At 44.5% G+C, this 21,747-nt stretch carries 19 protein-coding genes; 6 read left to right on the top strand and 13 right to left on the bottom strand.

Features of this window, described 5'->3' with window-relative positions; all coding sequences use genetic code 11:
• The first annotated feature begins 2 nt into the window (after positions 1-2).
• A complete protein-coding gene (locus ZOBGAL_RS04590; RefSeq protein ID WP_013992341.1) occupies positions 3-617 on the top strand; it encodes a DUF4230 domain-containing protein in 615 nt (204 codons plus the stop codon).
• A gap of 11 nt (positions 618-628) precedes the next feature.
• Here ZOBGAL_RS04590 and ZOBGAL_RS04585 read toward each other — a convergent pair whose 3' ends face one another.
• The 4 genes from ZOBGAL_RS04585 to ZOBGAL_RS23515 all read right to left on the bottom strand — a co-directional run bounded on the left by ZOBGAL_RS04585 (position 629) and on the right by ZOBGAL_RS23515 (position 4,604).
• Positions 629-1,885: a glucuronyl esterase domain-containing protein gene (locus ZOBGAL_RS04585; RefSeq protein ID WP_046287342.1), complete on the bottom strand. Its 1,257-nt coding sequence runs from the start codon at positions 1,883-1,885 to the stop codon at positions 629-631.
• A 40-nt stretch (positions 1,886-1,925) separates the two neighbouring features.
• A complete protein-coding gene (locus ZOBGAL_RS04580; RefSeq protein WP_013992339.1) occupies positions 1,926-3,689 on the bottom strand; it encodes an aromatic amino acid hydroxylase in 1,764 nt (587 codons plus the stop codon).
• A 120-nt stretch (positions 3,690-3,809) separates the two neighbouring features.
• Positions 3,810-4,367 (bottom strand): DUF4136 domain-containing protein, encoded by a 558-nt coding sequence (locus ZOBGAL_RS04575; protein WP_013992338.1) that lies wholly within the window; start codon positions 4,365-4,367, stop codon positions 3,810-3,812.
• 78 nt (positions 4,368-4,445) lie between these two features.
• On the bottom strand, positions 4,446-4,604 hold the full coding sequence (locus ZOBGAL_RS23515) for a DUF5522 domain-containing protein (protein ID WP_158499715.1): 159 nt from the start codon (positions 4,602-4,604) through the stop codon (positions 4,446-4,448).
• A 205-nt stretch (positions 4,605-4,809) separates the two neighbouring features.
• Between ZOBGAL_RS23515 and ZOBGAL_RS04570 the strand changes: the two genes are divergently transcribed.
• From ZOBGAL_RS04570 to hemL, 4 genes are all read left to right on the top strand, one after another.
• A complete protein-coding gene (locus tag ZOBGAL_RS04570; RefSeq protein WP_013992336.1) occupies positions 4,810-5,139 on the top strand; it encodes a hypothetical protein in 330 nt (109 codons plus the stop codon).
• A 66-nt stretch (positions 5,140-5,205) separates the two neighbouring features.
• On the top strand, positions 5,206-6,117 hold the full coding sequence (locus ZOBGAL_RS04565; RefSeq protein ID WP_013992335.1) for a 1-aminocyclopropane-1-carboxylate deaminase/D-cysteine desulfhydrase: 912 nt from the start codon (positions 5,206-5,208) through the stop codon (positions 6,115-6,117).
• 26 nt (positions 6,118-6,143) lie between these two features.
• The gene (locus ZOBGAL_RS04560) at positions 6,144-6,971 is read left to right on the top strand and encodes a glucosaminidase domain-containing protein (protein WP_394331322.1); all 828 of its coding nucleotides are present in this window, start codon (positions 6,144-6,146) and stop codon (positions 6,969-6,971) included.
• Complete coding sequence (hemL, locus tag ZOBGAL_RS04555) at positions 6,972-8,252, top strand: glutamate-1-semialdehyde 2,1-aminomutase (RefSeq protein ID WP_013992333.1); 1,281 nt, start codon at positions 6,972-6,974, stop codon at positions 8,250-8,252.
• A gap of 144 nt (positions 8,253-8,396) precedes the next feature.
• On the opposite strand, the gene ZOBGAL_RS04550 is transcribed toward hemL, so the two are convergent.
• The 4 genes from ZOBGAL_RS04550 to ZOBGAL_RS04540 form a co-directional block, all read right to left on the bottom strand.
• Positions 8,397-8,891, bottom strand: coding sequence for a MepB family protein (locus tag ZOBGAL_RS04550; protein WP_013992332.1), 495 nt, complete (start codon positions 8,889-8,891; stop codon positions 8,397-8,399).
• 137 nt (positions 8,892-9,028) lie between these two features.
• On the bottom strand, positions 9,029-9,472 hold the full coding sequence (locus tag ZOBGAL_RS04545; protein WP_013992331.1) for a Spy/CpxP family protein refolding chaperone: 444 nt from the start codon (positions 9,470-9,472) through the stop codon (positions 9,029-9,031).
• A gap of 176 nt (positions 9,473-9,648) precedes the next feature.
• On the bottom strand, positions 9,649-9,804 hold the full coding sequence (locus ZOBGAL_RS23510; protein WP_158499714.1) for a hypothetical protein: 156 nt from the start codon (positions 9,802-9,804) through the stop codon (positions 9,649-9,651).
• A 380-nt stretch (positions 9,805-10,184) separates the two neighbouring features.
• Positions 10,185-12,680 carry a zinc-dependent metalloprotease gene (locus ZOBGAL_RS04540; protein ID WP_013992330.1) on the bottom strand — a complete coding sequence of 832 codons (2,496 nt, stop codon included), beginning with the start codon at positions 12,678-12,680 and terminating at the stop codon, positions 10,185-10,187.
• 491 nt (positions 12,681-13,171) lie between these two features.
• Here ZOBGAL_RS04540 and ZOBGAL_RS04535 point away from each other — a divergent pair, with 491 nt between their 5' ends.
• Positions 13,172-13,579, top strand: a complete 408-nt coding sequence (locus tag ZOBGAL_RS04535; protein ID WP_013992329.1) for a hypothetical protein — start codon at positions 13,172-13,174, stop codon at positions 13,577-13,579.
• A gap of 84 nt (positions 13,580-13,663) precedes the next feature.
• On the opposite strand, the gene ZOBGAL_RS04530 is transcribed toward ZOBGAL_RS04535, so the two are convergent.
• From ZOBGAL_RS04530 to ZOBGAL_RS04510, 5 genes are read right to left on the bottom strand one after another with little or no spacing between them, the layout of a single operon-like run.
• Positions 13,664-15,094, bottom strand: coding sequence for an SLC13 family permease (locus tag ZOBGAL_RS04530; RefSeq protein WP_013992328.1), 1,431 nt, complete (start codon positions 15,092-15,094; stop codon positions 13,664-13,666).
• A 50-nt stretch (positions 15,095-15,144) separates the two neighbouring features.
• Positions 15,145-16,536: a c-type cytochrome domain-containing protein gene (locus ZOBGAL_RS04525; protein WP_013992327.1), complete on the bottom strand. Its 1,392-nt coding sequence runs from the start codon at positions 16,534-16,536 to the stop codon at positions 15,145-15,147.
• A 9-nt stretch (positions 16,537-16,545) separates the two neighbouring features.
• Positions 16,546-17,418, bottom strand: a complete 873-nt coding sequence (locus ZOBGAL_RS04520; RefSeq protein WP_013992326.1) for a sugar phosphate isomerase/epimerase family protein — start codon at positions 17,416-17,418, stop codon at positions 16,546-16,548.
• A 30-nt stretch (positions 17,419-17,448) separates the two neighbouring features.
• Positions 17,449-18,960 carry a DUF1501 domain-containing protein gene (locus ZOBGAL_RS04515; protein WP_013992325.1) on the bottom strand — a complete coding sequence of 504 codons (1,512 nt, stop codon included), beginning with the start codon at positions 18,958-18,960 and terminating at the stop codon, positions 17,449-17,451.
• 3 nt (positions 18,961-18,963) lie between these two features.
• Positions 18,964-21,702, bottom strand: coding sequence for a PSD1 and planctomycete cytochrome C domain-containing protein (locus ZOBGAL_RS04510; protein ID WP_013992324.1), 2,739 nt, complete (start codon positions 21,700-21,702; stop codon positions 18,964-18,966).
• Positions 21,703-21,747: the final 45 nt, after the last annotated feature.

The raw sequence follows: 21,747 nt of genomic DNA, 5'->3' as shown, positions 1-21,747 counted from the left end.
TTATGAAAAAAGTATTTGTAGGGGTTATTGTCACCTTGGCGGTAGTTTTGGTGTTCCGTTCATGTGCCGATGAAAGGGAGGAGAAAAGCATCCTTCAAGAAAACAGTATGCTTATCCAAACACAGATAGACAACGTCAGTAAATTGATCGTTACCGAAGGACATTTTGCCGAAGTTTACAATTACAAAGATTCCAAAATGCTTTTCGGTCCCTTTATCTCCGCGGAAAAGAAAGCCTTGGTAGTGGTCAATGCCGATGTTACCATAGCTTATGACCTGAATCAAATAGACTTTGAAGTCGATGAGGTCAATAAGATATTGCGAATCAAAAGTATACCTGAGCCCGAGGTAAAGATCAATCCCGACTTTGAGTATTATGATGTGAGTTCAGACTACTTGAATATGTTCGAGGCTAGCGATTATAATAAGATCAAGAAAAACGTCAAGGCCTCGTTGATGAAAAAGGTGGAAGCCTCATCGTTAAAAACGAATGCCCGGAACCGTCTGATAAGCGAACTTCAGAAGTTTTACATCTTAACAAATTCCATGGGGTGGCAGTTGGTCTACAAAGACGAGGTCGTAGACCAAAATCTAAGCGATTTTTTTCTTAAGGATTGACACCTCTTCGGTTATTTTACAAAATTTTGCGCCCAACTGATGTATTGGTCCCAATCGTAATCGGTAACATCGTGTTTTCCCGATCGTATATGGTAGGCTAGGGTTTCTTGAATAGGCCTGTCGACAACGGGGCTATCGCTTTTAGAGATTCCTTTTTTGCCATATAGGGCGTATACCGGTGTGGCGTACTGTGCCGAAAGAAATTCGCCCTTGGGGTCGGCCCATTCGTCTTCGGCGGCACTTGCCACATATAAAGGCCTTGGGGCGATCAATGCCAATAGTTGGTGCTGGTCTACGGGCAATATTTCTTCTTTGTTGCTGTATTTCTTGAAGCTTTCCGAAAACCAATGCGGAAAGGAATTGTTGATGTGGCCTATGGTTTCCCCATATTTGCGTTTAGATAAGGCCGCGCCACCGCATCCGGAATTGTTGCTGATCACTCCGTCAAAGCGAGGGTCGGAGGCCCCGGCCCAAAGTGCGGCCTTGCCCAGTCTTGAATGGCCAAAAACAATAACCTTGGAAATGTTGGTGTCGTTTTCGAGGTAATCCATGGCACGGCTAAGGCCAAAGGCCCATGCGGCAATGCTTCCCCATTCGTTTGTTTTGGGTCTTGTTTGTCCTTCCCTATAGAAGAGGCTGTGCAATCCATCGGAAAAATCGTTTTTATCAGGGTCGATTTCACCGTAGTAGACCGTCGCTAGTCCAAATCCGTTGTCGAGTATTTTGTCAATGGCCCAGCGGTTTTTTCTAGAGCCCCTAGAGGCTTCGGTGGCCTTGTTGTTCTGGATGTTCAAGGCGATGTCGTTCGCGTTCCAGGCTTTGGTTATGATGACCTTGGGGTCGTCGGTCACCGTGTGGTTACCGTGAAAATTATAGCCTAGGAATACGGGAGCGTTTTCGTTTCCCTTGGGGAGATAGAGGAGGATGTTGAAATTGAGCGAACGGTTGTTCTTTTTTAGGCCAACGGCGATTTGTTTGCGCTGAGCCTTGCCACCCAGAGCGTTGTTGTCTTCCTCTATGACTTCGAACGAATACTCGTCGAGCATGGCGGGCACCTTGCCGTAAATCTGTTTTTCGAAAAATTGATAGATTTCCAATTTTCGTTTTTCTTCCCATTGGTCGCTATCGGTAATGGCTTCGCCACTAAAGGTCAATAATGGGTCCGGTACGGTAAACTTGGGAACCTTGGTTTCGTCATAATTTGCTTCGGGTTGTGCCACAAATATCGATGGAATTAATGCAAAAAATAGAATGATGAATGGTTTCACAGTGGTTTGGTTTGGGGTCGATCGGCAAATGCGCCAATCGTTATTTTAATTTTTCGGTTTCAAATTTATGATTTACCAAATTAAGTCCATCATCTATCAGATGGCCTAGCTTCGGATGGTTCAATTTAACTGTTTCTAGGTGTGCGGCTATTTCTTGGGCAAAATCATTGTCGCCGTTCTCTTTGGCGAGTTCATATAGCTCCACGGGTAGCAGCCAATCGTTAGGGTAATCGTCCCTGATGGCTTCAAAAACCTTATGTCTTGAGATGGTAATGTTCTTGCCTTCCCTAAAATGGCGTATCTGTTCGTAATACTGCTCCAATTTGCTTTGGGCGGAATCGGCCTTGACTTTTATCGTGCTCGATGATACTTTGTGGGTAACCAGGTCAAAACTGTTGAGGTCGGCCGGACCGTTAAAGGCGGAAACAATTTCCCGACCTACGGCCATATTGTACAGTTCGTCATTACTTTCGAACAATACTTTGTCCTTATGGCTTACTCGGCAGTTTTTAAAGGTAACCAGAATAATTTCGCCCTGTAGGTTTCGGGTACCCGTAATGATTTCTCCCGATACCTTAATGTGTCCTTCGAACTCTAGGGAAACCTGCTGGCCTTCAAAAATGTTATAGGCCTTCAAGTCTAGGGGGCTCATGTCTTCAATGGCCAGGTTGATGCCTTTGAGTTTGCCTATGGGCGATCCAAAACCGGTGGCGTGCTGTTTGGTGCTGTGTCCGACCAACTCTTTTTCCCGGAAGGAAAGGGCGGTAGGTCCAACGGTCTGAAAGAATGCCGGCTTGCCTTCGTGTTCTATTACGCTATCGAAATTTCCCGATATCTGCAATCCGGTGCTGAGTTCAATAGTGCCCAGTTCTTTCGATTCAATAAGTTTTTGTATTCCCTTTAACCCTCCACGCCTTAGGGCCATGGTGTTGGCGAACTCTTCCAATACCTGGCTCAGGTAAGCAAAATCGGGTGTAACGAAAAGCTGTGGTTGAGGTTGGGTGATGTCGAAGGAAGTATATGCCGCATCTATGGAATACGGAATTTTCTTTACTTTATCGGTCATGCACCAAGCACTCTCCCCAATCGAGGAAAGAAGTCCGGCACCATATATTTTCGGATTTTCGGGTGTTCCAATGAGGCCGTACTCCACAGTCCACCAGTGCAGATTGCGAATAAGGGCGATCTCACTGGGTTCGCCCATGTTGTTTTGTAGGTCTTCAATATGTTTTTCGGCCTTGTCGATCTCTTCTTGGGGTGTGCCGGGTGCTTCCTTAATGATGGAAAGGTGGCGTACCGCTTCGTAGAGTTCGTAATCTTTCGCATTGGAAATCGCCTTGCAACCAATTTCTCCGAAACGGCGAAGGTATTCGGCATACTCGGGGTTGGCGATAATGGGAGCGTGGCCTGCACCCTCGTGAATAATGTCGGGGGCGGGAGTGTACTCTATGTGGTCTAGTTGGCGTATGTCGGAGGCAATGACCAAAACGTTATAGGCCTGAAACTCCATAAAGGCCGAAGGGGGAATAAATCCGTCAACGGCTACGGCCGCCCAACCGATTTCCTTTAAGATGCGGTTCATACCGTACATGTTCGGAATGTGGTCTATGGAAATCCCGGTTTTTTTCAGTCCCTCAAGATAGGAAGCATGGGCCATCTTACTGAGGTAATCTACGTTTTTACGCATTACGTACCTCCAAACGGCTTGGTCTATAGCCGAATATCCATTGTAATCCTGTGGTTTGATGTACTGCTGCAAATGGGCAGGTAGCTTGTCAAGAACAGGGTTGCTGATATACTTCATACTAGACGGTTTTCTGTTATAAAGATACAAAAAAGGGAGGCTTTCGATTGCATGGGGTGGGCCACCGTATAAAAAAAGCCCTTTTAAAAATAAAAGAGCTTTTGCTTGGTTAAAATATGTTTATTTTGCGGCCACGGCGTTCGGTGGGTATTGCATCAATATTTCCGAAACAAATTCGCGAATGCGCTCTTCCTTCTTTTCTATATTGCTTACGTTCACAAGATTGCCGACCCCTTTGCCCTGCCATACCAGTTCCTTGCTTTTGGCATCGATGAGGTCAATGTACAATGAGCCTTCGGTACGGGTGCTTACATTGCTACCTCCCCATCCTGGGCCCCAGTAATACGGGTTCCATCCCCAGCCATAATAGCCGCCCCAGTAGTTGTTGTAGATGTCTACCTGTTCTTTTTCTTTGGTGAATATGCTCACTAAAATATCTGGATTCTCAGATTTTGAAAAGCCTCGTTTGCCCATTTCGGCCTCAATGGCGCGAAGGATACGTTTTTTGTCCAAATCCGAAATTTGGGCCTTGTCTATACCTGTTTTGTAAAAAGCATAGGTTTTGTAGCTGTCAAAATTCGCCTCTTTGTCGTAATCCGAAAGTACGCGCACCGAAGTACATGAGCTTAAGAACAGCAACACAAGCATGGGAATCGCAAGGATTTTAATTTTTTTCATAACAAATAATTGTATTTGGTGTTAATACATCTTTTTTCTGATTAAGATAGCCTCAAAAATCATGCCGAACAACCATGTTCATTGGCGGTTCGTTTTGGGGTCAAAACCATAGGGGCAGTGCCTGCAACCACTTTCACAACAGTACCCTCTCTTTAAATGATATTGCTGGGTAAACACCCGATATCCTTCTTTTGATAGGTAAAAATCGCCCTCCTCGGGCGGGATTATTTTTTTCATCACCTCCTTCTGCCTTGCTTTTGATAGGTATAAAATTACTTCATTTTGTTGATAAACAACAAAAAACGATTTGAAAACCGTACATTTTAGGGGTGTTTAGGAGTATTTTAACGAATGGTTGTAATTGTTGGCAAGAAAGTTCAGTTATCGAATATAAGGGCTGAATAACAATTAACTTTATGAAGCTCCGTTTAAACTTTTGATTATGATCTTAGTCTTTAAACATTTTTTTTATAAGAACTATGTTGGTCTATCACTTTGGCCCTTCATCATTTTAAAGCATGATGGACTCAAAGAAGATATCGTTTTGATCAACCATGAGAAAATACATCTGAAGCAGCAGCAAGAATTGTTGATTGTTTTTTTCTACATTCTGTACATATCGGAATGGCTTATCAGAACTGCGGTATATCTCGATAGTTACAAGGCATATCAGAATATCAGTTTTGAACGTGAGGCCTATTCGAACGAGAAGAACCTTAACTACACGAGTGAGCGCAAGCCTTTTAGTTTTATAAAATACCTTTCCCAATAGGGGAGTGTAGAGCTTAATCTACACTTCACTTTACTTGTTCTCTTTTTCGCCCTACTTTTGCTGCATATGGGTGAAGTGACCAAAAATCAAGAAATAAACCTGGCGATATTGGCCGAGAAAGCGGTTTCCCTTGTTCTTAAAAGGGAGGATCGGATACATCCTTTGATTTCCGGAAACAAATACAGAAAACTCAAATACAACCTAGAAGAGGCCCGAACCAAGGGTTTCGGTACCCTATTGACGTTTGGGGGAGCCTTCTCGAACCATATTGCGGCCACGGCCTATGCGGGACAACTCCATGGTTTTAAGACCGTCGGGGTGATACGGGGGGAAGAAATTGCTGAAAAATGGCGGGGGAACGGTACGCTGAAATTGGCACATTCCCATGGCATGGAATTCAACTTTATATCTAGGGAAGCCTATCGTAACAAAGATAGTAAGGCGCTTTTGGCCGGTCTGGAAGAACGCTTCGGTAAATTTTATCTCTTGCCCGAAGGAGGAACGAATGCCTTGGCCATAAAGGGATGTGAGGAAATTTTGACTCCCGATGATGCTGTTTTCGATGTGGTCTGTTGTGCCGTGGGAACAGGGGGTACTATTGCCGGAATCAGTAATGCGGCCCATGATTCTCAAAAAGTTTTGGGGTTTCCGGCGCTTAAAGGAGATTTTTTACAAGAAGATATTTGTAAATTTGCTCCAAGGGGAAATTGGAAGTTGATAACCGACTATCATTTTGGGGGTTACGCAAAGCTCACCGAAGCATTGGTGCAGTTTATAAACGATTTTAATTTAAAGACCCAAATACCGCTCGACCCTGTTTATACAGGTAAGATGGTCTACGGTATTTTAGATTTGGTCAAGAATGGGTATTTCCCCCCAAAAACCAAAATATTGGCCATCCACACAGGGGGGCTACAAGGTATAGCGGGAATGAACCAGAGTTTGAAAAAGAAAAATCTACCATTGATAAACATATGATACGCAGACTTTTCATATTGTCTCTTTTGAGCATATTTTTTATAGGATGTAAAGCCAAACGGACCGTCGCTTCGAGAAGCGAATCGCCAAAGCAAAAGAAGGAAGTTGTGGTCGTAAAAAAGGAAAGCAAGAAGTCTGACGACGGACTGTATCCTATGCCCGAAGACACCGGGAAATTCGTCCGTTTTAATATAGATTCGCCCGAAGAGTATGTTGAGACTTTCGCCGAAATCGCCCAAATGGAAATGAAGGCTTTTGGTATTCCCGCAAGTATTACCTTGGCCCAAGGCCTTTTGGAAAGCGGATTGGGAAAAGGGGCCTTGGCCCTAAAGACCAATAATCATTTTGGGATCAAATGCCATACCGGCTGGGAAGGCGATTACGACTTTCACGATGATGATGAAAAAGGGGAGTGTTTTAGAAAATACAACCACCCTATGTACTCGTACCGCGATCATAGCCTTTTCTTGAAACACCGTTCCCGCTACGCCTTTCTCTTCGACTACAGAAGTGACGATTACAAACGATGGGCCAAAGGCTTGCGACAGGCCGGTTACGCTACTGATAGGCACTATCCGCAAAAACTGATATCGCTTATAGAACGATACGAATTGCACAAGTACGATACTGAAATTGCCAAGCAGGGCTTTCATCGGCCCAAAACGGAAGAGCCGGTCATAGCGTCTCGTGCACAAAGTCGGGTGCATGTGGTTCAAAAGGGAGATACCCTATATTCGATCTCGAGGGCGTATTCCGTTTCCGTTGATGATCTAAAGCGATGGAACTACATGTACGACAATAACTTGGCCATCGGGCAAAAACTTACCGTTAAGACTCAAAATTTCAATAAATAGATGTTATACCAAAGAAGCAGTGCCTTGTTTGCAGAGGCACAAAAATATATTCCAGGAGGTGTCAACTCACCGGTCCGTGCCTTTAAGGCCGTAGGCGGTGATCCCATTTTTGTAAAGAAGGCAAAAGGGGCCTATCTGTATGATGAAGATGATAATCGATTGATCGATTATATCGCCTCTTGGGGCCCGTTAATTTTGGGCCACGCCCATGAACCCGTTATCAATGCCGTTATCGAAAAGGCCAAACAGGGTACCTCCTTTGGTATGCCTACGGAAATTGAAACGCAGCTTGCCCAATTGGCGGTATCTATGGTGCCGAATATCGATAAGATCCGTTTCGTGAACAGTGGTACGGAAGCTTGTATGAGTGCCGTGCGCTTGGCTCGGGGCTATACCGGAAAAGATAAGATCATCAAATTTGCCGGTTGCTACCATGGGCATTCCGATTCGTTTTTGATACAAGCCGGAAGCGGGGCTGTAACCTTTGGTAGTCCTAATAGTCCGGGGGTCACCCAAGGTACGGCTAAAGATACCTTGTTGGCCCAATACAACGACCTGGAAAGTGTTCGGGCACTGGTAGAGGCGAACAAAGGGGAGATAGCTACCATAATTATTGAGCCCATAGCGGGTAATATGGGATGTATTGTCCCTTCTGACGAATTTATAAAGGGACTTAGGGAACTATGTACCCAAGAAGGTATTTTGTTGTTGTTCGATGAGGTAATGACGGGTTTCCGTTTAGGAAAAGGGGGGGCTCAAGAAGCTCTTGGCATCGATGCCGATATCGTTTGTTTTGGAAAGGTTATCGGAGGAGGCTTGCCTGTAGGCGCCTTTGCCGCAAAAGCTGAAATTATGGCCCATTTGGCACCTGAAGGCCCGGTATACCAAGCAGGAACCTTAAGTGGTAATCCATTGGCCATGGCTGCAGGTTTGGCTATGCTTACCGAATTGGACAAGCATCCTGAAGTGTTTGAAAGTCTTGCCAAAAAGACGGCCTATCTTCATGAGGGCTTGGATGCCGTTTTAAAAGATAAAGGTGTGCCTTACCAAATCAACCGTTTTGGTAGTATGATTTCGGTACATTTTACCGAAGAGCCCGTTGTCGACTTCGATAGCTCGGCAAAAGGGAACAATGAAACTTTCAAAAAGTACTTCCATGGTATGCTTCAAAATGGGGTGTATTTGCCTCCAAGTGCGTTTGAAAGCTACTTTTTGAACGATGCTTTGAGCTATGCCGATATCGATGAAACCGTAGAGGCCCTGAAGAAAGTGGAGCTGTAAAGGCTTGTTTTCATATTTGGCTTACACATGGTATAAGGCAGGGGGTTTTTGTTTTAAACCCATCTAGTACCTCGCCCATGGTCTTTAAATGGGCGGGGTCTCTTTTTTTTGGAACAGTCCCGTAGCCATCCTTTGATTTATGCTTCAGACCGCACCGAAGAGCGATTGTACTTTGTTGTAATTTGTCTCATCGTGTATTTCAAAAAAGTGGCGAAGTTGCCAGTTTTGGGTGTTCTGGGCTTGTTTACTCGTTGCTACGTCCCAAATGGGATATACGCGAAAACCTCGTTTCCCCTCCTTTTTTGGGGTATTGACTATTCCTTTTGTAACCAATACTTCTTTCGGAAAGACAAATTGCCCGAGCAAATGGCCTTTGCTTACGTTGATGACGAAGCAGTCGAAATCATCACTTTCTTCAAATGGACAAATAGGGCCGTTGTCGGCCCGTTTCCAAAAAGTAACGAACTGCCCGACTTTCTTAGGGGTGATTTTGGCATTTCTAAAGATGACCTTGTGGGAGTCCAATAGAAATCTACAGGCCCCGTACTCTTGACTTTCTGGCTCCAATTTAAAATCGCCTAGGGTAAGTCCACACGGGGAATACACATTCGATACGAGATATTGGAGGTCTTTGGTCATGTGTTCTTTTTATTTTGGAACATGAAATTTGGTAATCTTAAGTACCGAATATCCTATAAAATTAGTGAAATAAGTAGAGGCTATAAACAAAAAAAGGACCGCAATATCTGCAGCCCTTTTTTGTAATAGCTAAGGTTTTACCTTCTTGCTTTGTGTCCTTCTTTTCGTCCTTTAGAACCCTTCTTTTTTCTATGCTGTTGCATTTTTTCCCATTTCTCATATTGCTCTGCAGAAAGAATATCTTTCATTTCGGCTTTGAGGGCGATCATTTTGTCCAATTTGGCATTTTCCATAGCGAATCGCTCTTCTGAAGTCGGTCTTTTGCGTTCGCCTTCCTCTTTTTTGGCCTTGCGTTCTTCATGCTTGGCTTTGCGTGCTTTGGCTTCCTCTAAGTGAATGGCCTTAATTTTTTCTTGCTGGGCCGATGTTAGGTCTAAGGCCAAGGTCATTTTCTTTGTGTGGAGCGTTGCTATTTGCTCTGCGGTCAAATCTTTCATTTGATCTCTATTGTTTCCTTTTTCCCTTTGGGCCATTGCGGTAAGTCCGATCATACATACTAATGCTACAATTATCTTTTTCATCTTTCTAAATTTTAATGATTATACATCTTAGAGCGGAATGAAGGAACAAGGTTTAATGGGCTTCTGTAATTTATGGATTAATTAACAGGTTAAGAGGCTTGGTTTTAGGGCGTAAAAAAGGGCGAAGAATGGTTTCCTCGCCCTCACATAGTAGGTTTGTCGAATGTCAATATATTTTAGTCCACTGCCTCCGGAGCAACCACTTGTTCGATATCTGCCGAAGCCATCTCGACCGTCTGGGGAGACTGATCGGCATTGGTTTGATTGTAATAGATAACTGATGCAATCACGAATCCGGCTAGGTATAACGAACTTTTAAGTTTTTGAGACATGGCGTATGTTTTTTTGATTCTGATACTAAGTTAGTTAAAAGAAGAAGCCGATAATGAAGCTTGTTGCAAAGTGGTACTAAGCTGTGGTCAGTGAAGCTAAAATTGTGGTTTAAATGTATGGTTTATCGGTGTTTTATGTATTTCGTCGATGGGTTTGTGGGTTAAAGGGGGGTGAAGAATAGAAAAGGTATGAAACTCTAGCCGTCAATGTTGCCTCAAGGGCGCTTTGTACAACTAGGTTTCATACCTAATATATCAAGATCGAATTTTGGCCTTTTAGACAATTGCTAGTCTTGAAACCTGTCAACGGAAACTGGTCTATTTCTAATTTCGGTCAGTTTTTTCGGGAGTCATGGTGTATTAGCCATAAGGTCCGTTGCTTATTTAGGATCAAGAATCTGCTCTATTCGTTCGTTTACGTCTTGTAAATGATACTTGCTCATGCTATCGGAAGTCCGTATAATCGCTTTTTCAATGCTTCTTTGCAGTATTTGCAGTTCGGCACGGGCCACGGAACGGATATCGGATTGGCTGGCATGAACCACGGTCGACTTTTGATAGCCGCCAAATTCCGGCAGCTTCCTTTGGTCTTTTGCGGTCATTAAATAATTCAATCGCTCTACATGTGCCTTTTGAAGGTTTCTTCTATAGGTATCAATGCTTTTTCCGCTCTTCAGTTCTGACCAGATACCGTCGCGGAGTTCGTTCATCATATCGGTCAATCGATAAGCTTCCGCTCCGTTGGCGGTTTCATTTTCGATCAAACGTTGAAGTTTTCCTAAACTCAATATGTTGTTTAAAGTTCGGGTCTGCATCGCTCTAATTTCTTCCACAAAACCCGAATATTGGATCTTGTTAAAGATGTTTTGGTCAATAAGCCATTGTGGGGTATCAAAAAGTTCTTCCTGTAGAAAGGCCATACAGTTTTGTTGATGCGATTTCGCTACGGGTATGTAGACGGCACCTTCTTGTTCATAGGTCTTTTGATATTCGTAAACCCCACCGATATTATTCGAAACATGGCCCATATAGCGATTGAATTGGGCTATGACCTGACCGTAGAGTTTTTTAAGGTCTTCGTAGGTTTTTCCATCCTCCTTGGTCCAAGTTATAAGGTTGGGAACAATGCGCTTCAAATTCTTAATACCATATAGACTGGCCTTAACGGCATCGTCGCCCAAATCTTCGGTCTGTGCGCTTGGGTCTACTATATCGCCAACTTGTTGGTGGCCGAAACGGTACAAGGGATCACCGGCATGTTCGAGTATCCAGCTGTCCAGAATTTTATTTTCTTCTTCGGGAGACACCCCTAAAATAGGTTTGTAGCCCCATTTTATGGCGTATTTATCGTAGATGCCTATGTTCGGCATGAGGGCAACATCACCATCTTCGGGTTGGGCAATATAGTTGAAACGGGCGTAATCCATTATCGATGGGGCCGTTCCATATTTTTTGGTGAAGGATACCGAGCGCAAAGAATCGACCGGATAGGCGACACTGCTTCCCATATTGTGGGGCAAGCCCAGGGTATGGCCCACTTCATGGGCCGAAACAAAACGGATCAGGCGTCCCATGATTTCATCTTTGAACTGTGTTCCCCGGGCATCGGGGTTTATGGCCGCGGTCTGTACAAAGTACCAATTGCGCAATAGGGTCATTACATTGTGGTACCAGTTAATATCCGATTCCAGAATTTCACCGCTTCGGGGGTCACTTACGTGGGGTCCGTTCGCATTTGGAATAGGAGAGGCCAAATATCGTACCACCGAGTAACGAACATCTTCGGGAGACCAATCGGGGTCTTCGAGAACGGAAGGGGGTTCTTTGGCGATAATGGCATTTTTGAACCCTGCTTCTTCAAAAGCTACCTGCCAATCTTCTATTCCTTGTTTTATATAAGGGATCCATTTTTTGGGAGTGGCCCTATCTACATAATATACGATCTGTTTTTTGGGTTCTACCAATTCGCCCCTCTTAAATTTTTCCAAATCCTCTTCTTTGACCTCTAGACGCCATCGGTCTAAAAACTTTACGGTCTTACTTTCTTGCACATCCAATCCGTAATCGGTCTGGGAGCTGGCGAACCACCCGACACGTTCGTCAAAATAGCGACGTTTCATAGGTTCGGCGGGCAAAAGTATCATGGAGTTGTTGATTTCAATGGATATGGAGCCGAGACTGCCATTGCTGGGCGGTTTTTTGGCCAAATAGGTCTTAACATGGCGTGCTTCAACATTTAGGGGAAAGCTTTTAATGGATTCGATGTAACTCCTGCTTTCGTCCAAACGTGACACCTTGTACTTTTCCCTATACGAATCGGGCATACCCAAAGCCTGGACATCTTTTTCAAAGAAGTCGTTCACTTGTATGACGGTCGTGGGGTTGGCCGAATCTTTTTTGACGGCCTTAATGTCAAAGGCGTACAAAACGGGTTCAAAGTTGGAATTTACCACGGCTTCATGTACGGGCAATGAATCGGCGGCCACGATACCGTGGGAAACGACGCGAAGTAGGACTTTCGTCGGCTTTTTTTCCCAGCGGAGTACCTTTGTATTGATTTTGCCACCCCCGAAACCGATACCTGTGGCGGTTTTGGAAATACGGCTTACCATCAACATCTCTTTGTTGAACAAAGAATCGGGTATTTCATAGTAGTGGTTTTCATCGACAATATGTGTGGTAAACAACCCTTCGTCAGACTTGGCCGCTTTGGTAATGACCTTGTTGTAGGGTTTTATCTTTTCCTTTTTACCATCGCCCTTGCTGTCGGCGCTTTCGGTATGGTCTTTCTTTTTCTTGAAAATTTGGGCTTCCGTAGTTGCAGTACTTAGTACCATTAAAGCAAAAACGAACCTAACAATTGTTGTTTTGTTCATGTAAAATGTTGATTTGAAAATTTGTTGGAGTGAATTGCGGTAAAATATCGGTGTATTCGATTCGACTTTTATAATGTATGTAGAAAAAAAACCTCTTACCGCTCATTGGGTAAATATAACAATTTTGAGTGTTTAAGTCTTTGCATAGTAGGACGGAAAGAATCCCTTTCTAAGAGATTTTCTTCCTTTAACTTCTTAAGCCTATGTTCTTTGTTCGGATGAACGACCTATAAAACCGATGATTTTCGCCAGCCTTTATGGATGCTTCCGGAAACGGAAAAAAATATTCAAAATTCCCGCCATAAAAATTCCTGACAAATACTGTCGGGAAATCAAAAGTGCAAACGCTAAAATAGCAAGTTGACTCATTTTTGAGCCATAAATTGCGAATATGGTGATTTCAAGATAATTAAGAAATGTCCCACAAAAATAGAAAAGCAATAAAGGCACAATTAGGCGTTATATAAGCTCGTAAATAAACGTACAACGTTATGAACAAGAAGAGTTTAAAAATAAGTATACTATTGGGTCTTATATTCGCAAACGGAGTTTTTGCCGCTGACCCCGTTACAGAAAAAGATGAATCGATCATTCAATCTATAGACTATATCGATGAGGATGTAGATTTTGAATTGGGCTTTGATACGTCGGATTATCTTCCCGAAGATTTTAATGCGAACGATATCTATGTTGATTTAGATGCCATTGCCTATATAGAGGAAGATGCAAACGATACAGGTGACCTGACCAAGTATCTTCCGGTAGATTTTAACGCCTATGCGTACCCTACGCATGTGGAAGACTTCAACTATATTGATGTTAATGATGAAATATCTTTAAATTTCAACACAAAAGAACATCTGCCCGAAGGATTTAATCCGTATATAAAATACAATTGACCATTTAAAATTTTAATGGATTAGCTAAATAAAACCCTCGCTTTTAAGCAGGGTTTTGTTTTATACGGAATTTTCATTTTTCCACTAGAACAAGAGGGGTACTACAAATTGGAACATTAAGACCAATAGCATTACCGCAATGATGTTCAATATAATACCGACCCTGGCCATTTCGTTCACCTTTACATAGCCGCTGGCAAAAACAATGGCATTGGGAGGTGTAGCCATAGGAAGCATAAAGGCACAGCTACTGGCTATGGTAACGGGAATCAATAGATATAGTATAGGGATATCCAAGCCGATGGCAATACCGGCTACTACGGGTGCCAGTACGGCGATCAAGGCCACGTTGCTCATCAGTTCGGTCATAAAGAGCATAAGGGTAATCAAAAGAATGGCCGTAAACAAAACACTGATGTGGCTATTGCCTATTGCTCCCGATACTACGTCAACGATACCGCTTATCGACATACCTTTGGCCAAGGCCAATCCGCCACCAAAAAGGATCAAGATGCCCCAAGCTAATTTTTGGGTGTCTTTCCATACAATGATAAAGTCGCCCTTTTTTATGTCGTAGGGGATGGCGAACATTGCAATTGCCGCCATGATACTGATCATGGTATCGTTCAATTTCAGTGCGGGGAATATACCGTTGATGACCGTCCTGAAAATCCATAGGAAAACGGTAACCCCAAAAATAGCGAGCACCATTTTTTCTTTCCCTCCCATGGGGCCCAGTTTTTTGAGTTCATCGTTGATCACATTCTTAGAAGCGGAAAAGACGAGGTCGCGATTCGGGTACATCCATTTCACCAAAACCATATAACTGATCCAGATCATCAAGGCGGAAAAGGGTACGCCTATGACCATCCATTTTAAAAAGGAGATCTCAATATTGTATTCGTTTTCCAAAAGGCCTATCATTACCGAATTGGGCGGTGTTCCGATGACCGTGGCCACCCCACCGGCATTGGCCGAAAAAGCAATGCCCAACATGACGGAAAGGGCAAAATTCCTGTCGCTTTTGGTAAAGCCGTCGGCATCGTTGACCAAAAGACCAATGACCGACATAGCAATAGGAAGCATTACAACGGTAGTGGCCGTATTGCTGATCCACATACTCAATGACGCCGTAGCGATCATAAAACCAAGTACTACCTTGTTGGGGGTGGTACCGGTAATTTTAATGATGTTCAGGGCTATGCGTTTGTGAAGGTTCACTTTTTCGAGGGCCAAGGCCAGAACGAACCCGCCAAAGAACAAGAAGATTATTGGACTGCCATAATTCGCGCCCACCTCACCGATGTCCATTATTTTTAGAAAGGGAAAAAGAAGTAGGGGGAGTAGGGCGGTTACCGAGATCGATACGGCTTCGGTAATCCACCAAACGACCATCCAGATGGCAACGGCAATTACGGCATCTCCTTTTTCGGAGACCAGGTCAAACGGTAAAAAGCGAATAATAAAAAAAAGAATGGGCCCTAAAAAGAGTCCCGCTTTTTTACTGGGTTCCATAGTTTTGAATTGGTGGTCCTAAGCTATGTTTTTTCTTTTGTTTATGAAAATTAATATACAATGGTGTCCGAGGGTATCGGAGGAAGCTGGTAGTTGCCGTAATCGATACTGATTTTCGGGTTGTTCAGTTTTACGCTCTTGGGCGTGGCTTCGGTGCCGAACAAATAGAGCCGTTGTAAATTTTTGAATCCGTTTAAAGCCTCTAAATGTTCCGGTTTTAAGGCAGTGCCTGTTAAGTTGATCGATTTTAAATGTTCGAGTGGGGCCAAAAGGTGCAAGTCCTTTCCGGTAATAGCGGTATGGTCCAATAACAATATGGTCAGGTTAGGTAGCTCGGCCAATTTAGAAAAAGCGGCATCGGTAATTTTGGTATGGCCCAGGTCGAGTCTTGAAATCTGTTCCTTGATAGGAAGTAGGGCTTCAAAGTCGGCATCGGAAAAAGCAGCTTGGTTGATGCACGATACACTAAGGAAGTTAGACGACTTGCTGATGGGGTCGATATGAACCCCGGTCTTTTCTATAGCCTTGATGTGTTCTTCCGATGCAGCGGGTATCTCTATATCCGGATGGTCAAAATCTGCCTTTTTGGGAAAGAAGGAAAGAAAAAGCGCTTTATCAAGACCTGATTCGGCAATGGTTTTTTCAAAGGGGCTTCCGGCATCGATCCATGCGCGTACCAATTGTATTTCTTCCTTTGATGGTTGGGACTTTCCTTCGGGAGGCATATGGTCGTCATTGTCCATAGGGAGTACGAGCCTTGTAAACAGCTCGCTTTCCGAAGCTTTTGAGGCTTCGATTACGGCTCCGCTCTCGCCTCCTTTCAAAATACCTTCCTCTGAGTTCAACAGGAGTTCGCCCTTGGCTTTTTTCGGATTGTGGCAACTCACGCATTTGTTGTTCAATATGGGTTTGATGACATCCTCATAGATAAGGGCCTCTTGCCAATTGGTTTCGTTGAGACTGATTTCTTTCTCCTCAAATGTTTCAAAGCCTAAGGCCGATTTTATGGAATTCGGTAGGGGTTCGATCAAATAATCTTCTCCATGGGTAATGTTCCCCCCTTGGTGGCCGGTAAAGGAAACCAAAACAAAGAAGAGAACGGACCATCCCACCATAGGGAGCTTCGATAAAAAATCAACCGCTTGGATCCCTTTTAATTGGGCATACATCAAAAACGAAAACAAGGACGTAGCAATGCCCGACCACAAATGCCATTTTACCGTTTCAAAGGCATAGCCTTCACCCAGGTATTGTAAGTAACCGGTAAGGCAGGCAAGGCTGGCGCTAATACCGGCCCACAGATAGATGAGGGCTAATACCGCGTTGTATTCTTTCTTTTTACGGTCGTAGGCTTGCAAAAGGAGCCCCAGAATAATGAAGCCTATCGGTAGATGGACCACAAGGGGGTGTAACCTTCCAAGAAGTTGTTTCAGAACATCCATATTGATTGTTTAATCGATATTGAATCGTTCTTTTAGCAGCTTCATCATATAGACATTGGCTTTCCATTGGTCGGCCACGGGTAATTGGGTGTAGGGTAAAGTGGGCATATAGTCTGCGGGACCGAATTCGGTAGTAATCGTAAAAACGTCTTTGCCTTCCCATTGTTTACGGATCACTTTTTCCCAAATGTCCATATGACGCTCTACGGCTTTCTTCCATTCAGGGGCTTCGGGGTCGTTTACTTGTGGGCCTTCGGCATGACCTACACGGGCATGGATGTGATGTGAGCGGTTTACGATTTCTTCGAGCTCTTTATCTTGATTCTGTAAAAGCGACTCATGAACGACCATCCAATGGCTGATGTCTAAGTTCAGTTTTAATTCAGGAATGGCCGAAAGGTATTTTTTGGTGTCGGGAAGGTTGAAGCTAAATCGTCCGCGGTGGGTTTCATGATAAATAGGAATGTTGCTTTCTTTGGCTATTTTGTTGGCAGCGTCAATAAAGGCCTTGTTCTGTTCGAAAGTAAAAAAATCACTTCCCGTATGGCAATTGATGTACACAGGGTTCCAAGAGACTAGGGTTTTAAAATGGGCGGTGTATTGCTTTAAACTTTCCTTAAAAGGAATGGATTTATTGGTGCCGTTCAAGAAACCGACTTTTAAATCGTATTTCTCAAGGGCCGTTTTTAGTTCGTTCTGGCTTTTTTTGTCCCTAGGAAACCACGTCTCTATGCCGTCGTAACCGGCCGCCTTTGTTTTTTCGCAAAAGGCATCCCAAGAAATCTGTCGGCCCCAATCGGTCTGAAAGAACTGTAATTGTTTTTTTTGGGAAAGTCCAATAAAGGAAAAAAGGAGTACAACAAGGGTCAGTGGCATTCTCATAAATGGTAGGGTTGCTATTATAATTGTTATTTAAGATAAAATTTCTTTGATGATATTGCCTTCTACATCGGTCAATCGAAACGGTCTGCCCTGAAATTCATAGGTGAATTCTTCGTGGTCAAAACCGAGTAAGTGTAAAATAGTGGCATGTACATCGTGAACCGATACGCGGCCTTCGATTCCGGAAAAACCAATATCGTCGGTCTGACCGTGTGAAGCACCTTTTTTGATGCCTCCGCCGGCCATCCACATGGTAAAGGCATCACCGTGGTGATCTCTTCCTTTAAAGGGCATTTCTTTATTCCCCCTATTTTCTTGCATGGGCGTTCGGCCGAATTCCCCTCCCCATACGATTAGGGTATCGTCTAGGAGTCCGCGTTGTTTCAAATCCATGATCAAGGCGGTTATGGGCCGGTCTATTTGGGTACATTTATTTCGGAGGCCCTTATCGATAGATCCCGAACGTATCACGCCATGGCTGTCCCAGCCCCAATCGAACAATTGAACGAAGCGTACCCCGTCTTCCACCAGTTTTCTGGCAAGCAGACAATTGTTGGCAAACGATTCTTTGCCGGGTTCTACCCCGTACATCTCCTTAATGTGCTCGGGCTCATTATTGATATTCATAACCTCGGGAACCGCTATTTGCATACGGTAGGCCATTTCGTATTGGTTGATCCGCGCCAGAATTTCAGGATCGGCATATTTGGCGTATTCCTCCTTGTTAATTTGGGTAATGGCGTCTATGGTGCTTTTCTTTAAATCCCTGGAAATACCATCTGGGTCTTCAAGATAAAGTACGGGGTCGCCCTTAGATCGGCATTGCACCCCTTGGTAGACGGAGGGTAAAAATCCGCTTCCCCAGACACTTTTTCCGGCATCGGGCGTGTTTCCGCCAGAGGTCAAAACAACAAAGCCGGGTAGGTTCTGGTTTTCAGAGCCCAGGCCGTATGTGGCCCACGCGCCAATACTGGGGCGACCTAAACGGGCACTACCCGTATGCATAAAAAGTTGTGCCGGGCCGTGGTTGAACTGATCGGTATGCACTGCCTTTAAAAAGGCGACATCGTCTACTACCTTTTTAAAATGGGGCATAAAGTTCGAGACCCAATTGCCTGAATCGCCTTCTTGTTTGAATTCGGCCTGAGGGCCCATTAACTTTGGGGTGCCTTTTATAAAGGCGAATTTTTTTCCGGCCAATAAAGATTGCGGACAATCTTGGCCATCTAGGCTGTGAAGTTTGGGTTTGTAATCGAACATTTCGAGTTGCGATGGGGCCCCGGCCATGTGCAGGTAAATGACCGATTTGACCTTTGGACCATAATGTGGGGGCAAAGTGGCCAATGGATTAAGGTCGCGTTCCGAAAATGTGGTCGCTGATTTTTTGTTCGGTTTCGTGAGCGGGTCGCATCCCATGAAAATGGAACTCAAGGCCAGTCCGCCAAGTCCTTGTGCGCAACTTTTTATAAAGTGCCTTCGGGTCTTTTCCTGTGCTTCTCGGGCCAGTTTCTCTTGAATGAGTCTTTCGATTTGGTCTTTCACGGCTTATACTTTCGTTAAAAATTCATCTAAGTTCATAATGGCATTGGCCACAAGGGTAAGGGCACTGAGTTCGGCCGTAGGCTTCTCTTCAAATGGAAGTAATAGTTTTGAAGCTTCACTGTTTTTGTTGAATTCCGCCAAGGAAGTCTGGTATAAGGCTTTTAGGGCTTTTAGTCTATTGGGACTTATCTCCTTAAAAGTTGCTTTTTTATAACTCAGGGCAATACTTTTTTCAATGTCGTCAGGCCTGTAGTTGTTTTTTGCCAAATGGTAGGCGGTTTCCAAGTAAACGGGATCGTTTAAGGTAACCAAGGCCTGTAAGGGGGTATTGGTTACGGTTCTTCTAATCGTGGCGACTTCGCGGCTTCCCGCATCGAATGTCAGGAACGAAGGGTAGGGGCTCGTTCGCTTTAAAAAAGTATATATACCCCGGCGGTATCGGTCTTCCCCTTTGCTTTCGACCCATTGGGCATTGCTATATACCGTTTGCCAAACACCATCGGGCTGGGGTGGCATAACGCCCGGTCCGTACATCTTAGGGCTTAAAAGTCCGGATACGGCCAAGGCTTGGTCCCTGATCTGTTCTGCGCCCAAACGCATTCTCGGTCCACGGGCGTAAAGTTCGTTTTCGGGGTCTATTTCATACATTTCGGGAGTACTTTCGGAACTCTGTCGGTATGTGCCCGACATCACGATTTCCCTCACCAATTTCTTTATACTCCAGTTGTGCTCGTTCATAAACCGTAGGGAAAGCCAATCGAGCATGGCCGGATGCGAAGGGGCATCCGATTGCGAGCCGATATCCTCTACGGTAGAGACCAGGCCTCTGCCATAGATTTGGTGCCATACCCGATTTACCAAGGTGCGGGCGGTCAAGGGGTTTTTTTTATCTACGATCCATTGGGCCAGTCCGAGTCGGTTGGCGGGCCAATCGGGGTTCCATGCGTTTAAGCTCTCTGGGGTGCCCGGTTCTACGGTATCGGTTTTCGACATCCAGCTGCCGCGATCGAACAGTTGGGAAGTACGCTTCATGTAATCCGGATTTTCAACCATTATTGGTACGGTCGGGGTTTTCATGTTAAGGGCCTCCATGAGGTTAGCACCCATTTCACTATATCCGGCCTGGCCTTCGCCGGGTAAATCAGGAATAAAGGTCACCCAATAGAGATTCATCAGGTTGGCTTCCTTTTTGGCATTGGCATTATGGGTTTCGATATAAATATCGCCCTGACGGTCCAATTTCTTTATAGGAAAGCGGGCCGTAATATTCTGTTTTTGTTTGTTGATGGTGAACTCGCCTATAATCGGGCCCTCGGCATCCTTTTCACGGATAATGATTTTTGTGCCGTTATAGTGCGAACGATAGTTGAGGTACACATAACTGGCATTGTTGGTGTATCCGTTTTCTATGATGCAATTTCCCTTGTCCCATAAAACCACGGAGGCGTGGTCATCGTAGGAGCCATTGTTGATTTCCTTGAAAAAATGCGATTTATAGACGGGTTCTGTAAACTGTAAAAAGTCCTTGTAGGTTTTGGCGGAGGCCTCGTCCCCATACTTAGTAGTCCATTCGATGATCTTATCTACCTTTTCCTGTTGTTCGGGCGTATAGAATTTAAGAACGGGCGACTCACCGGGTGTATCTTCGTCACGGGAGTTGTTAAAGAAGGCCATCAGCTTGTAAAATTCTTCGTATTTAAAAGGGTCGTACGGATGGCTGTGGCACTGAACACAACCGATAGTGGTGCTCTGCCATACCTCAAAAGTGGTATTTACACGATCGATGACGGTAGCCACGCGATATTCCTCGTCATCGGTGCCGCCTTCATCGTTGTTCATGGTATTTCTATGAAAGGCCGTGGCGATCAATTGGTCGGGAGAGGGCTCTGGTAACAGGTCGCCCGCTAATTGCTCAATTGTAAACTGGTCATAGGGAAGGTCGCGATTGAAGGCATCGATGACCCAATCGCGATAGCGCCAAATGCTGCGGGCCATATCTTTTTCGTATCCTTTGGAGTCGGCATATCGGGCCAGGTCTAACCACCACGTGGCCCATTTTTCGCCATAGGTCTTTTGGTTCAATAAAGTGTCTACCAAATCTTCATAAGACAGCTCTTCGGATTCAAAACGGTCGAGGAGTTCTTGGCTGGGCGGTAGGCCAATGATATCTAAGGATAACCTTCTGGCGATTATATTTTTTTCTGCGGAAGGATTGGGCTGTAGGTTTTTCTCGTCGAGCCGGGCAAGAATAAAATGGTCAATATCGTTTTGTACAAAGTCTGAAGTACTGGTAGGGGCCAGACTGGCCTCGATATTAATTTGAGGGACCTCTACTTTTTCAGGAAGCGAATAGGCCCAGTGTTGGCCCCAGTTCGCACCTTCATCTATCCAACGGGTCAATAGGTCTATCTCTTCGTCGGTGAGCTTGGGTTTTTCGTAAGGCATACGAAGCTCGGGGTCTTCTTCGTGCAGTCTTTTGATCATTTCACTGCCGGCGGCATTTCCGGGAATGATGGCCGCTACTCCCGATTCTGTTTTAGCGAAAGCTTCATCTTCGAACAAGAGACTGAAGCCACCACTTTTTTTTACGCCCCCATGGCAGGTAATACATTTGTTGTTAAGAATAGGTTTTATCTGCGTGCTAAAGTCAACAGGGGGAGTAGATTGGCAGCTACCTAATAACATTAGCCCTACCGAATTTAAAAGATACCAAAAACCATTATGTATTGTCCTCTTTTTCATACTTAGGTCTTATTTTTTCTTATAAATCACCCTTCAATATAGAAA

Source organism: Zobellia galactanivorans (assembly GCF_000973105.1).
GTDB classification, from domain to species: Bacteria; Bacteroidota; Bacteroidia; order Flavobacteriales; family Flavobacteriaceae; genus Zobellia; species Zobellia galactanivorans.
The sequence above is the reverse complement of the archived record's forward strand: the minus strand, read 5'-3'. Positions and strand labels throughout refer to the sequence as shown.

Coding starts and splice junctions, on each gene's coding strand:
- ZOBGAL_RS04590 (WP_013992341.1), top strand. CDS start 3: ATGAAAAAAGTATTTGTAGGGGTTATTGTCACCTTGGCGGTAGTTTTG.
- ZOBGAL_RS04580 (WP_013992339.1), bottom strand. CDS start 3,689: ATGAAGTATATCAGCAACCCTGTTCTTGACAAGCTACCTGCCCATTTG.
- ZOBGAL_RS04575 (WP_013992338.1), bottom strand. CDS start 4,367: ATGAAAAAAATTAAAATCCTTGCGATTCCCATGCTTGTGTTGCTGTTC.
- ZOBGAL_RS23515 (WP_158499715.1), bottom strand. CDS start 4,604: ATGAAAAAAATAATCCCGCCCGAGGAGGGCGATTTTTACCTATCAAAA.
- ZOBGAL_RS04570 (WP_013992336.1), top strand. CDS start 4,810: ATGATCTTAGTCTTTAAACATTTTTTTTATAAGAACTATGTTGGTCTA.
- ZOBGAL_RS04565 (WP_013992335.1), top strand. CDS start 5,206: ATGGGTGAAGTGACCAAAAATCAAGAAATAAACCTGGCGATATTGGCC.
- hemL (WP_013992333.1), top strand. CDS start 6,972: ATGTTATACCAAAGAAGCAGTGCCTTGTTTGCAGAGGCACAAAAATAT.
- ZOBGAL_RS04550 (WP_013992332.1), bottom strand. CDS start 8,891: ATGACCAAAGACCTCCAATATCTCGTATCGAATGTGTATTCCCCGTGT.
- ZOBGAL_RS04545 (WP_013992331.1), bottom strand. CDS start 9,472: ATGAAAAAGATAATTGTAGCATTAGTATGTATGATCGGACTTACCGCA.
- ZOBGAL_RS23510 (WP_158499714.1), bottom strand. CDS start 9,804: ATGTCTCAAAAACTTAAAAGTTCGTTATACCTAGCCGGATTCGTGATT.
- ZOBGAL_RS04540 (WP_013992330.1), bottom strand. CDS start 12,680: ATGAACAAAACAACAATTGTTAGGTTCGTTTTTGCTTTAATGGTACTA.
- ZOBGAL_RS04535 (WP_013992329.1), top strand. CDS start 13,172: ATGAACAAGAAGAGTTTAAAAATAAGTATACTATTGGGTCTTATATTC.
- ZOBGAL_RS04530 (WP_013992328.1), bottom strand. CDS start 15,094: ATGGAACCCAGTAAAAAAGCGGGACTCTTTTTAGGGCCCATTCTTTTT.
- ZOBGAL_RS04525 (WP_013992327.1), bottom strand. CDS start 16,536: ATGGATGTTCTGAAACAACTTCTTGGAAGGTTACACCCCCTTGTGGTC.
- ZOBGAL_RS04520 (WP_013992326.1), bottom strand. CDS start 17,418: ATGAGAATGCCACTGACCCTTGTTGTACTCCTTTTTTCCTTTATTGGA.
- ZOBGAL_RS04510 (WP_013992324.1), bottom strand. CDS start 21,702: ATGAAAAAGAGGACAATACATAATGGTTTTTGGTATCTTTTAAATTCG.